Below are 11,678 nucleotides of genomic sequence, written 5' to 3'. Positions count from 1 at the left end.
TGCCACTTTTTCGCACGAATCAGCGCGGCCATCCGAAACATTCAAAACGGACCACAATGTCGAAATACACCGTCATGGGCACGATCGTGCTTTTGTCGCTGGCTGCCGCCGGTTGCCAGACCACCTCATCCTCCGGCATCAAGCCGATGGCCTACAACACGGCCGAGACCGGAAAGAATACGGAAAAACCCTACAACAGGATCGTCAGGAAATACGCCGCCGAATACGGCGTTCCGGTCGAACTCGCGCATGCCGTGATCTTCACGGAAAGCAAGTACCGCGCCGACGCGCGCGGGTCGGCGGGCGAAATCGGGCTGATGCAGCTGAAGCTCGCCACGGCGCGCGGCGTCGGATACCGTGGATCGGCCAAGGGCCTCTACGATCCGGAAACCAACATCGAATACGGCATGCGGTATCTCGGCGGCGCCTACAAGCTCGCCGGCGGGACGACCTGCGGAACGATCCTGAAATACAATGCCGGCCACGGCGCCAAGCGCATGAACCCGGTTTCCAGGGCCTATTGCGACAAGGTCGCCGAGCTCATCGATTAATCTCGTCGATCATCGCATTGAGGAAAGCGTCCATCTGGGCAAGGCTTTCCTCGGCCTGCGCCGTCGGGAAGCCCTGGAAGACGTGGCATCCGCCGGGATAGATCCCGAGTTCGACGCCGTTGCCGGCGGCATGCCAGCGCTGCGCCATCATCAGCGTGTCGTCGATCAGGAGGTCCCTTGTGCCGCAGGAAAACAGCGCCGGCGGCATCCGGTCGAGACGGGCATAGAGCGGCGAGACGTCCGGATCGCGGGTGTCCTCGTCACGGCGCAGGAAATTTTCGGTGAACTTGAACACGTCGCGCGTCGACAGGATCAGCTTGTCGCTGCCCCAGTTGCGCACGCTCGGACTGCCGCCGAGGTCGTAGCATCCGGCGACGAGATTGGCCGCGTGGAACGGCCACAAGCCGTGCCGGTCGCGCAGGCGTAACAGCGTCACCGCTGAAAGATGCGCGCCCGCGGATTCGCCGCCGATCGCGAGGAACTGCCGCGGAATGTCGTGGCCCATCGACGAGATCAGCCACAGCGCGGCCGCCTCGCAATCGTCGGCCGCCGCGGGGTAGGGGTGTTCGGGCGCCAGCCGATAGTCGACCGAGACGGTGACGAGGCCCGTATTCTCCGCCAGCCGGCGCATCCGGTCGTCGTTTTCCGACGGCGTGCCCATCACCCAGCCGCCGCCATGAATGTGCAGATAGGTGCCGCGCGCCTTGCGCGTTCGCGGATGCAGGACGCGCAGCGGAATGTCGTGGCCCGGCCCATCGGCCATGTAGATTTCGGCATGAGGGTCGGGCGGGCAGGTCGGAAACGACCCGCGTCCGGCCGCGCGCGCGGTGCGGATGTCGGGCAGCGAGAACCGCCAGATGTCGGGCGCCTTCGTCAGCCGGTCCAGGATCGCGGCGTTGTGCTCACGCACTTCCGGAGCGATCGCCTCTTCGGAGAAAACCTCCGCGCCGGGCCATTGCGGGTTGCCGGGATATGCCATCGAAATTCCCCTGTCGGCCAAAATTCTTCTGCGGGCGTTGTGATCGAGTCGGGCGAAACCGGCGTATCACGCGGGAGAGGCTCGCGCCAACGCCGGATCGGCGCGGCGGCAAGCAACCCACGGAGATTTCCATGACCCTGCTGCGCGCCATCCTTGTCCTTGCCGGGTTGGCCCTGGCGGCCCTCGTCGCATGGGCGGTTTTCGCCGGCGACTTCCGGGCGGCGGGGCGCTTTCTGACGAGCGATCCCTGGGGCATCGTGACGCTCGCCGATCTCTATTTCGGCTTTCTGCTCTCGTCGCTCGTCATCGCGGCGTTCGAACGAAACTGGCGCGCGGCGCTGTGGATTGCGCCGATTCCCTTTCTCGGCAATATCTGGACGGCAATCTGGTTCGTTGTCCGTTTTCCGGCGCATATGAACCGCAATCTGGCCGGCGGCGGGGCAAGATGAGAGCCATCGCCTTGACAGCATGTGCCCTGGCCCCGTCATAATCGCCTAAAGTAGAAGATGTGGCGCGCGGACGATTCGGGGGAGTGCGGCGATGGCGGTACACATACTGGTAGCGGACGACCATCCCTTGTTCAGGGACGCGATCAAGTCCGCCATCAGCATTCCGCTCGGCGACGACTTCGAACCGCCGGTCGTCAGCGAGGCGGAGGACTTCGGTTCGGCCATGGCGGCGCTCGCCGCCGACGCCGACACCGATCTCGTTCTGCTCGACCTGTCCATGCCCGGCTCCAGCGGCCTTTCGGCACTGGTTTCGGTGCGCGCCGCCTATCCCTCCGTGCCGGTGATCGTCATTTCGGGCACGGATGACGTGTCGACGGTGCGCCGCTCGATCGAGCTCGGCGCGTCCGGCTTCATTTCCAAATCCGCGCGCACGGACGCGATCCGCAAGGGCGTCGCCGACGTGCTTGCCGGCGAGATCGCGCTGCCCGATGACATGAATCTCGGCAGTGAGCACGATCCGGAGATCGGCGAACTGATCCGCCGTCTGCGCACGCTGACGCCGCAGCAGGCGCGCGTGCTCGGCATGCTGGCCGAGGGTCTTCTGAACAAGCAGATCGCCTATGAACTCGGCGTCTCCGAGGCGACCATCAAGGCGCATGTCTCCGCCGTGCTGCAGAAGCTCAATGTCGACAGCCGCACCCAGGCGGTGATCCTGCTGTCGAAAATCGGCGCCGACATGCTGCGCGAGGATCAGGACTGATCTGTCCGGGCTTTTGAGCTCTATTCCGCAGCCACCACCCTGTCGGGCGAGACGCTTGCCAGCAGCGCGCGCAGTGCCGCCGGTTTCAGGGGCTTGTTGAGAAGCTGGATGTCGGCATTGGCGGCGGCGTCGCGCAGTTCCGCCGACCGGTCCGCGGTGATCAGGATCGCGTCCATCTCCGGATCGAGCCGTGCCCTGATGGCCGCGATGACGTCGAGGCCGTTTTCGTCGTCGAGGTGATAGTCGGCGATGATGACGTTCGGCACGGTTCCCGAATCGGCGATGCGCTTCATCAGTTCCGATTGTGTCGGCGCCGCGATCACCTTCGCGCCCCAGCCCTCCAGCAGCACCGTCATGCCGGACAGGATCGTTTCGTCGTTGTCGATGCAGGCGACGGTCATGCCGGCGAGCATCTGGCGCGCCGCCGATGCCTTGCTGATCCGCGCCGGCTTGGCGATCAGGACGGCCGGCGAACGCTTGATGCGCACCGAAAAGATCGTGCCTTTTTCGAGCTTCGACGTCATCTCGATCGACAGGTTGAGCACCCGCGAGATGCGGTCGACGATGGAAAGGCCGAGGCCGAGCCCGCTGGCGATGCGCGCGCCCTCCGACAGGCGTTCGAACTCGCGGAACACCGCCTTTGCCTTCTTCGACGCGATGCCGATCCCGGTATCGCAGACGCAGATCAGCGCGTCGTCGCCGTCGCGCCGGACCCCGACCAGAACCTTGCCGCTCCTGGTGTATTTCAGCGCGTTGGAAACCAGGTTCTGGATCAGGCGGCGCAACAGATTGCGGTCCGATTCCACCACGGTGGACGACGGCACGACGACGAATTCCAGACCCTTCTCGTCGGCGAGCGGCTGGAAGTCGGTCTTCACCTGCGCCAGCAGGTCGCCGAGCGAGAACACCGACGGGCTCGGCGTCATCGCGCCGGCGTCGAGGCGCGAAATGTCGAGAACGGCGCCGATGATGCTCTCCACCGCCTGCAGCGAGGAGTCGATCTTCAGCGCGATCTCGCGGTCCTTGGTCCTTTTCGCGGCGGTGCGCTCGACCAGCGAGGACGTGTAGAGCCGGGCGGCGTTGAGCGGCTGCGAGATGTCGTGGCCGGCGGCCGCGAGGAAACGGGTCTTGCCGAGATTGGCCTCCTCTGCGAGCGCCTGCGCGCGGGCGAGTTCGCGGTTGACGCTCATCAGTTCGGCGGTGCGCGCGGCGACCCGGTGTTCCAGGCTTTCCTTGGCGCGCTGCAGCGCCTCGTCGGCCTCGACCCGGCCGGTGATGTCGGTATAGGTGACGACGATGCCGCCGTCCGGCATCGGGTTGGAGCGGATTTCCAGGATCCGCCCGCCGCGCTTCATCGGCAACTGCCAGGCGCGCTTGAACGAGGTGATGTTGTCGACGGCCTCGAACGCCATCGCCTCGTCGATCTGGTTGTCGTCGACCAGCCGCTCCATGATCATCTTGATCGGAAAGCCGAACTGGCCCATCTCGCTCGGCAGGCTGAGCAGGGCGCGGAACTGGGTGTTCCAGTTGGTCAGCCGAAGGTTGTTGTCGAACACCGAGATGCCCTGATCCATCTGGTTGAGCGCCATTTGCAGGAGGTCGCGGTTCTGCTGCAGCGCTTCCGACGCATCGTCGAGCAGCTGCACGGTCTCGCGTGACGACGCGCCGTCCTTTTCGAACAGCAGCGACAGCACCAGCCGCGCCGACGACGAGCCGACGGCGCTGGCCAGGATCTGCTCGGCGTAGCGCACTACTGAGATGTCGGTCATCTGCCGTCCGTCGAGCGCGCGACCCTCGCGCTCCTCGAAGGCGGCGAAGGCGCGCTCGGTGCGCGCCTGGCCGACATAGCGCCCCAGCGTGCCCTTCAGGTCGTCGATGGTGATCGTCGTGCGGAACCGCCGGATCTTCACGCCCTGCGGCGCGTCGCGCGGCACGAAGGTGATCGCCTGCAGCCGCTCCAGCGGCGATTGCGCGCGCGACAGCGATCCGGCGACGAGCAGCACGACATTGACGAGCAGGCTCCAGAAGACGCCGTGGTTGAGCGGCTCGGCCTCGATGCCGAACAGCGCCTGCGGCCTCAACATGCCGACGCCGAAAATGCCGTTCTGGATGAACGGCGTGTCCTGGCCGAGCAGCGTCGGCAGCAGCAGCGTGTAGGCCCACACGACGAACCCGCCGCCCATGCCGAGGATTGCGCCGCGCGCATTGGCGCCGCGCCAGAACATGCCGAGGATCAGGGCCGGCGCGAATTGCGCAACGGCCGCGAACGACAGCAGGCCGATAGCGGCCAGTTGCGTCGTGTTGGCGGCGGCGCGGTAATAGGCGAATGCCGCGATCAGCATGATGAAGATCGACACGCGCCTTATGTTCAGGATGACGCTGGTCCAGTCGCCGGCGGCGGTGCGCAAGCGGTTGCCGAACCGCCACAGCAAGAGCGGCATGACGAGGTCGTTGGAGATCATGATCGCCAGCGCGACCGATGCGACGATCACCATCGCGGTCGCCGCCGACAATCCGCCGGTGAAGGTCAGGAACGCCAGGAACTCGTGGCCCGCCGCCAGCGGCAGCGCCAGCACGTAATTGTCGGGCGCGACATGCGGGTCGAGATTGAGCATGCCCGAGACGGCGAGCGGCAGCACCAAGAGGTTGATCACGATCAGGTAAAGCGGGAACAGCCACCTGGCGCGCCGCAGTTCGACATCGGCGCGGTTTTCCACCACGGTGACGTGGAACTGGCGCGGCAGGGCGAGGATCGCGGCGGCGCTGAGCAGCGTCATCACCAGCCATGTCGTGCCGTTGCTGCCCGCGGAGATCGCCGAAACGACCCGGTCGTTGTTCTGGATGGCGTCGAGGATCGGCCCGGCGCCCCCGAACATGAAGAACACGGTCGCGACGCTGACCAGCATGAAGACCGCGATCTTGACCAGCGATTCCAGCGCCACGGCGAGGATCAGGCCGTCCTGGTGCTCCGTCGCGTCGGCGTGGCGCGTTCCGAACAGGATCGCGAAGACGCTGAGGAACAGCGCGACGACAAGCGAGATATCGACATGGAAGGACGACTGGTAGGCCAGGAACACGTCGTAATGGCTGACCATCAGCGTGACCGAATCGGAAATCGCCTTCAATTGCAGGGCGATATAGGGAACGGTTCCGATGACGGCGATAACCGCCGCAAGCGCCGCGACCCAGGCATTCTTGCCGTAGCGCGAGGCCAGAAAATCGGCGATTGAGGTGATCTTTTCGGCCTTCGACAGCCGCACCATGCGCTCGATCAGGCGATACCCGAAGGTGAAGACCAGGATCGGCCCGAGATAGATCGTGAAGAACTGGAAGCCGCTCTGCGAGGCGACGCCGACCGATCCGAAAAAGGTCCAGGAAGTACAATAGACGGCGAGGCTGAACGCGTAGATATTCGGCCGCGGCGCGGTGGACGCGCCACCGCGCGATCTGCGGTCGCCATAGGCGGCGACAGCGAACAGGATCGCCAGATAGCCCAGCGCGACGACGATGATCAGGCCGCCCTGCATTGATCCTCCAGTGCGGCATCGTCATTCAGGCAAGACGGCCGCACACTTCCCGACATCCCTCTGTTTAAAGCGATTTATTGTGAATTAACAATATCGCGACTTTGGTATATCCCGCGCATCTGCGTCAAATGCGGGGCTGGTCCTGTCGACAACGAGCAAGTTGGAGGAATTTCCATGCTCAATGAATTCAAGGAATTTATTGCCAAGGGCAATGTCATGGATCTTGCCGTTGGCGTGATCATTGGCGGGGCGTTCGGCGGCATTGTCAAATCATTGACCGACGATGTCATCATGCCGGTCGTCGGCGCGATATTCGGCGGGTTCGATTTCACCAACTTCTTCGTCCCGCTCGCCTCGGGCGTCACCGCGAGCACCCTGGATGCGGCCAGGGAGCAGGGCGCCGTTCTCGCCTATGGCAGCTTCATCACCCAGGTCATCAATTTCCTGATCCTCGCCTGGATCATCTTCCTGATGGTCAAGGCGGTGAACAGCCTGCGCCGCAAGGAAGAACCGGCCCCCGAAGCGCCGCCGGCGCCGCCCGCCGATGTTGCGCTTTTGACCGAAATCCGCGATCTGTTGAAAAAATAGGCCAAGCGCGTGGAACGTTGAGAAACCCCGGCCGTTTCGCCGGGGTTTTTCTCTGTCCTCTCTACCCGGGAACCATCATGAATCAGACCGCCGGATCGCTCGAAGGTTTTGCCCTGCGCAAGGAAGCGGTGAACGCGCCGCCGAGCGGCATCGTCGCTCTGGTCGATCATGCCCGCGGCCGCGACGGGCTGATACCGCTCTGGGTCGGCGAGGGCGATCTCGCGACGCCCGAATTCATCGCCCGGCCGGCCGCCGAGGCGCTGCTCGGCGGCGAGACCTTCTACACATATCAACAGGGAATTCCGCCGCTTCGCGAGGCGCTGGCGCGCTATTTCACCCGCCATTTCGGTGTCGAGACCGGGCCTGAGGATTATGTCGTCACCGGGTCCGGCATGCAGGCGGTCCAGCTGTCGCTCCAGGCGGTTGCCGGCGCCGGCGACGAATGCATCTATCTTGCGCCCGCCTGGCCGAACTTCGCGGCCGCGCTGGAAATCGCCGGCGGCAAGGCCGTGCCGGTTGGTCTCGATTTCCACGAAACCGGCTGGACGCTGGATCTCGCCAGGCTGGAAGCCGCCATCACCCCGCGCACGCGGGCGCTGCTCATCAACACGCCGTCCAATCCGACCGGCTGGGCGGCGACGCGCGAGACGCTGGCCGCCATTCTCGCCATCGCCCGCAAGCACGGCATCTGGATCATCGCCGACGAGATCTATGCGCTGTTCTGGTATGGCGAGGGGCATCGCGCGCCGTCCTTCCTCGACGTCCAGGCGCCGGACGACCGCATCCTCTACGTCAATTCCTTTTCCAAGAACTGGGCGATGACCGGCTGGCGCGTCGGCTGGATCAAGGCGCCGCCGGCGCTCATGCCGATGTTCGAGAATCTGGTGCAATATTCGACATCGGGCGTGCCGCAATTCCTGCAACGCGGCGCGACGGCGGCGCTCGACAGTGGCGACGATTTCATCGCGACCCAGCGCGCCCGCGCGGCCGAAGCCCTCGACATGGTCATGTCGCGTTTGCAGGCGACCGGCCGCGTCCGCGTCGCACCGCCGATGGGCGCGTTCTATCTGTTCTTCGCCATCGACGGCGTTACGGATTCGATGGCGACGGCGAAACGCCTCGTCGACGAGACCGGTGTCGGCCTCGCGCCGGGCAGCGCCTTCGGTCCGTCCGGTGAGGGGTTTTTCAGGCTCTGCTTCAATCGCGACCTCGGCCATATCGCGGCCGCGGCCGAGCGGCTCGAACGCCATATCGGCGCGCGGAACTGACCCCCGTTCGCGCGCCGGACGGGTTTGCCTCAGGCCTTGCGCCCGAACAGCTTGAAACGGCTGACGCCGCCATCGGGATGGATGTTGAGCCGCACATGCGTCACCGGCCCGTGCGCAGGAATGTCGGTGAACTCGTGCACGCGGTCGGCGTGAAGCGGCTGGCGTCCCATCAGCGGCTCCCAGAACATCGACGCCGTCACCAGCATCGCGTCGGCGTCCGGCCCGGCGGCGAGCGCGTCCGGCAGGAAAGCGGCGTCGATCGAGCAGCTTTCGGGGAAATTGCCCTTGTAATAGGCCGTGTCGACGATGACCCGCTCGACATGGCCCGGCGCGGCGAGCGCGATGATGATCCAGTCGTTGCCCGGTTCGCGCCGCCGGCGCGTTTCCCAGCCGTCGCCCATGTCCTTCGGAACGGTCGGGGTCAGCAGGCGGTGGTAATTGCCGTAGTGGGCGTCCGAGAAGCCGACGATGCGCGCGCCGTTGATCAGCGAGGCGAGGTCGAAGTCCTCGCCGGCGGCGTGTTCCGAAGGCTGCGCCAGCCCGTAGACGCGCAACCGCGCGACGCCGCCGTCCGGAAAGATGTTCAGGCGCAGATGCGTCCAGACGCTGGCGTCTTCATGCGCGACGAAATGGTGGCTGTTCGGCCCGAGCGGCGTCATCGGCACGATCAGCTGCCATGACGTGTCGGCATCGGGTTCGCTGCCGGACGGCATGTTGCAGGCCTCGATCGAGCAAGCCGGCGGGTAGTTGCCGGTGAAATGGCTGGTGTCGATGTCGAATCCGTGGATGACCGCCGGCGCGGCGAGCGCGATGACCGCGTGATCGTGTCCGGGACCGCGCTTGCGCCGCGATTCCCATCCGTCCATCCACTTGCCGTTTTCGTCGTATTTATCCGCGATGAACACCGCGTCGTCGTCGGCGAGCATGCGCGGCGCCTCGGCGAAGAAGTCGTCGGTGACGGAAACGATCCGTGCGCCGAGCCCGGCGGATGCGAGATTGGGATAGCGAGTGGCGAATTCGGGGGTTGAAGCCGGCGAGATATCCATTGAGTGTTAAGCCTTGGCAATTAGTTTTCGCGCGGCAGTCGGTCAGAGGCCCGGCTGCCCGATGCGAGCCATTATCACGGCTCGCGATGCACGCATAGAAGGAGTGCGCGGCAATGGCGGTTCTGGTCACCGGCGGTGCGGGTTACATCGGCAGTCACATGGTCTGGGCGTTGCTCGACGCCGGCGAGGACGTCGTCGTGATCGACCGGCTGTCGACCGGGTTCGAATGGGCCGTCGCGCCGGAAGCGAAACTTTGCGTCGGCGACATCGCCGACAAGGAGTTCGTCACCGGGATCATCCGCGACAACGGCGTCGACGCCATCATCCATTTTGCCGGCTCGATCGTGGTGCCGGAATCGGTCGCCGATCCGCTGTCCTACTACGGCAACAACACGTCCAATTCGCGTACGCTCATCGAGGCCGCGGTCGAGACCGGCGTGCGCAATTTCATCTTCTCCTCGACGGCGGCCGTCTACGGCTCGGTCGGCGACGAACCGGTGACCGAAGACCAGCCGAGAAATCCGGATTCGCCTTACGGCATGTCCAAGCTGATGACCGAGATCATCCTGGCCGATGTCGCCAAGGCGCATGATTTACGCTTTACCGCGCTGCGCTACTTCAATGTCGCCGGAGCCGATCCAAAGGGCCGCACCGGCCAGTCGACCAGGGGAGCGACGCATCTGATCAAGGTCGCCTGCGAGGCGGCGCTCGGAAAGCGCGCCGGCATCGAGGTATTCGGAACCGACTATCCGACGCCCGACGGCACCTGCATCCGCGACTACATCCACGTCACCGATCTCGTGAACGCCCATCTGCTCGCCCTCAGGCGGCTTCGCGCCGGCGCCGACAGCATCATCGCCAATTGCGGCTATGGCCGCGGCTATTCGGTGCTTGAGGTGCTCGATTGCGTCCAGCGGGTGACCGGCAAGCCGCTGCCCGTTCGCTACGGCGCGCGCCGTGCCGGCGATGCCGTCGCCATCGTCGCCAATGCCGACACGGCGCGCAGCGCCTTCGGCTGGGAACCGGCGCATGACGATCTGGTGGAAATCGTGTCCTCGGCGCTTGCCTGGGAAGAGAGCCTCAGCCGGCGCAACAGCCTGGCGACGTCACCCGGCACGTAAGCGTCCCGTCCGCGGCGACCTCGCTGTCGTTGAAATAGGCGAGCGTCTTGTCCTTGTCCGCCGGCCGGCCGAAATAGTAGCCTTGGCCTGTGGTGCAGCCGAGCTGAACCAGCATTTTCGCCTGTTCGGCCGTCTCGATGCCTTCGGCGATGACGCCCAGATCCAGCGCCTCGCACATGTTCAGGATCGCCCTGACGATATGTTCCGGCTGCGCGCCCTCGCCAAGCGCGGCGATGAAGGAGCGGTCGATCTTGAGCTTGTCGAAGGTGAAGTCGCGCAACCGCCCGAGGCTCGACTGTCCGGTGCCGAAGTCGTCCAGCAGCACCCGGATGCCGATGGCGCGCATCTCGTCGATGATCCGCTCGGCGGTCTCCGGATCCGACATCATCGCGGTCTCGGTGATCTCGATCTCGATGCGGCGCGGATCGAACTCCGTCTTGCTCAGCATCGCCATCACCGCGAGGCCCGTGGTCGGGTCCATCAGCTGGACGGAGGACAGGTTGAACGACAGGAAGATGTGCTCCGGCCATTCCTTGGCGCATTCGATCGCCTTGACGAAAAGAAGTTTGGTCAGGGAATCGATGAAGCCGGCCTGTTCGGCAAGCGGGATGAAGACCCCGGGAGAGATTTCGCCGAGTTCGGCGTCGGTCCAGCGGGCAAGGCATTCGAAGCCGGTGATGATGCCCGTGTCGATCTCGACGATCGGCTGGAAATGCGGCTCGACCTCCTCGGCCGCGATCGCCTTGCGCAGCGCCTGTTCGATGCGGGTGCGCTTGCGCATGTCGTCGGCCATCTGGTGCGTATAGACCTGCACGCTGGACGGGCCGGATTTGCGCGCCAGGTAAAGCGCGGATTCGCACTTGTCGAAGAGTTCGTCGAAACTGTTGCCGGCAAACGGATACTGGCAGAATCCGAAGGTCGCCGACATGCGCACCGTCCGTTCGCCGAGATCGAACGGCGCGGTGAAGACTTCCTTCAGCAGGCGTCCCAGCCGTTCGGCGTCCTTTTCGAAGAAACAGGTCGGCAGCACCATGCCGAACATGTCGCCGCTGATCCGCACCAGCGTGGCGTCGTCGGGCAGCGAGGCGGAAATCCGCAGGGCGACCTGGGCGAGGATCTCGTCGCCGGCCTTGCGGCCGAACAGGTCGTTGACGGGCCGGAAGCGGTCAATGTTGAAGATGCCGATCGTGAACGGCGCGGGATCGTCGGCGCGCTGCTCGATCAGCTTGTCGGTCTTGACCTTCATCCTGCGGAGATTGCCGAGCCCGGTCACCGGGTCGGTGAGCGACTTTCCGTTATCTTCTTCATTGCGGATGAGCCGTTCCGACAGATCGATACGTTCATCCGGGAGCAGACCAAGGCCGGAGCCAGCATAGGTCATTACGCAGT

Annotated in this window: 10 protein-coding genes; 6 read left to right on the top strand and 4 right to left on the bottom strand. The window is 64.8% G+C overall.

The features are described 5' to 3' along the window. Window positions 1-56 precede the first annotated feature (56 nt). Window positions 57-551, top strand: coding sequence for a lytic transglycosylase domain-containing protein (locus IG169_RS07110; RefSeq protein WP_246717198.1), 495 nt, complete (start codon window positions 57-59; stop codon window positions 549-551). Here the strand turns inward: IG169_RS07110 and IG169_RS07105 are convergent. Further along, window positions 541-1,530, bottom strand: a complete 990-nt coding sequence (locus tag IG169_RS07105; protein WP_193175481.1) for an alpha/beta hydrolase — start codon at window positions 1,528-1,530, stop codon at window positions 541-543. The genes IG169_RS07110 and IG169_RS07105 overlap by 11 nt on opposite strands. A gap of 131 nt (window positions 1,531-1,661) precedes the next feature. On the opposite strand from IG169_RS07105, the gene IG169_RS07100 reads away from it, so the two are divergent. Both IG169_RS07100 and IG169_RS07095 read left to right on the top strand, forming a co-directional pair. Further along, window positions 1,662-1,979: a DUF1475 family protein gene (locus IG169_RS07100; RefSeq protein WP_193175480.1), complete on the top strand. Its 318-nt coding sequence runs from the start codon at window positions 1,662-1,664 to the stop codon at window positions 1,977-1,979. Between the two features lie 91 nt (window positions 1,980-2,070). After that, window positions 2,071-2,739: a response regulator transcription factor gene (locus IG169_RS07095; protein WP_193175479.1), complete on the top strand. Its 669-nt coding sequence runs from the start codon at window positions 2,071-2,073 to the stop codon at window positions 2,737-2,739. Window positions 2,740-2,759: 20 nt separating this feature from the next. Here IG169_RS07095 and IG169_RS07090 read toward each other — a convergent pair whose 3' ends face one another. Beyond that, the gene (locus tag IG169_RS07090; protein WP_193175478.1) at window positions 2,760-6,266 is read right to left on the bottom strand and encodes a PAS domain-containing hybrid sensor histidine kinase/response regulator; all 3,507 of its coding nucleotides are present in this window, start codon (window positions 6,264-6,266) and stop codon (window positions 2,760-2,762) included. 174 nt (window positions 6,267-6,440) lie between these two features. Here IG169_RS07090 and mscL point away from each other — a divergent pair, with 174 nt between their 5' ends. Together mscL and IG169_RS07080 are read left to right on the top strand one after the other, a co-directional pair. Continuing rightward, window positions 6,441-6,854, top strand: a complete 414-nt coding sequence (gene mscL / locus IG169_RS07085; RefSeq protein ID WP_193175477.1) for a large conductance mechanosensitive channel protein MscL — start codon at window positions 6,441-6,443, stop codon at window positions 6,852-6,854. 77 nt (window positions 6,855-6,931) lie between these two features. Further along, window positions 6,932-8,122 carry a pyridoxal phosphate-dependent aminotransferase gene (locus tag IG169_RS07080; protein ID WP_193175476.1) on the top strand — a complete coding sequence of 397 codons (1,191 nt, stop codon included), beginning with the start codon at window positions 6,932-6,934 and terminating at the stop codon, window positions 8,120-8,122. 29 nt (window positions 8,123-8,151) lie between these two features. Here the strand turns inward: IG169_RS07080 and alc are convergent, their stop codons facing one another. Continuing rightward, on the bottom strand, window positions 8,152-9,168 hold the full coding sequence (gene alc / locus IG169_RS07075) for an allantoicase (protein ID WP_193175475.1): 1,017 nt from the start codon (window positions 9,166-9,168) through the stop codon (window positions 8,152-8,154). Between the two features lie 113 nt (window positions 9,169-9,281). Here alc and galE point away from each other — a divergent pair, with 113 nt between their 5' ends. Beyond that, window positions 9,282-10,289 (top strand): UDP-glucose 4-epimerase GalE, encoded by a 1,008-nt coding sequence (gene galE, locus IG169_RS07070; protein ID WP_193175474.1) that lies wholly within the window; start codon window positions 9,282-9,284, stop codon window positions 10,287-10,289. Here the strand turns inward: galE and IG169_RS07065 are convergent. Beyond that, complete coding sequence (locus IG169_RS07065) at window positions 10,249-11,670, bottom strand: putative bifunctional diguanylate cyclase/phosphodiesterase (protein ID WP_193175473.1); 1,422 nt, start codon at window positions 11,668-11,670, stop codon at window positions 10,249-10,251. The genes galE and IG169_RS07065 overlap by 41 nt on opposite strands. Window positions 11,671-11,678 lie beyond the last annotated feature (8 nt).

Source organism: Oricola nitratireducens, from assembly GCF_014904745.1.
GTDB lineage: Bacteria > Pseudomonadota > Alphaproteobacteria > Rhizobiales > Rhizobiaceae > Oricola > Oricola nitratireducens.
Note: the sequence above shows the minus strand (reverse complement) of the source record. Positions and strands in the feature narration are given on the sequence as shown.

What these genes read in the sequence shown, in the direction of transcription:
- IG169_RS07080 (WP_193175476.1), top strand. Translation starts at nt 6,932, where the DNA reads ATGAATCAGACCGCCGGATCGCTCGAAGGTTTTGCCCTGCGCAAGGAA.
- IG169_RS07095 (WP_193175479.1), top strand. Translation starts at nt 2,071, where the DNA reads ATGGCGGTACACATACTGGTAGCGGACGACCATCCCTTGTTCAGGGAC.
- IG169_RS07100 (WP_193175480.1), top strand. Translation starts at nt 1,662, where the DNA reads ATGACCCTGCTGCGCGCCATCCTTGTCCTTGCCGGGTTGGCCCTGGCG.
- alc (WP_193175475.1), bottom strand. Translation starts at nt 9,168, where the DNA reads ATGGATATCTCGCCGGCTTCAACCCCCGAATTCGCCACTCGCTATCCC.
- IG169_RS07110 (WP_246717198.1), top strand. Translation starts at nt 57, where the DNA reads ATGTCGAAATACACCGTCATGGGCACGATCGTGCTTTTGTCGCTGGCT.
- galE (WP_193175474.1), top strand. Translation starts at nt 9,282, where the DNA reads ATGGCGGTTCTGGTCACCGGCGGTGCGGGTTACATCGGCAGTCACATG.
- IG169_RS07090 (WP_193175478.1), bottom strand. Translation starts at nt 6,266, where the DNA reads ATGCAGGGCGGCCTGATCATCGTCGTCGCGCTGGGCTATCTGGCGATC.
- mscL (WP_193175477.1), top strand. Translation starts at nt 6,441, where the DNA reads ATGCTCAATGAATTCAAGGAATTTATTGCCAAGGGCAATGTCATGGAT.
- IG169_RS07105 (WP_193175481.1), bottom strand. Translation starts at nt 1,530, where the DNA reads ATGGCATATCCCGGCAACCCGCAATGGCCCGGCGCGGAGGTTTTCTCC.
- IG169_RS07065 (WP_193175473.1), bottom strand. Translation starts at nt 11,670, where the DNA reads ATGACCTATGCTGGCTCCGGCCTTGGTCTGCTCCCGGATGAACGTATC.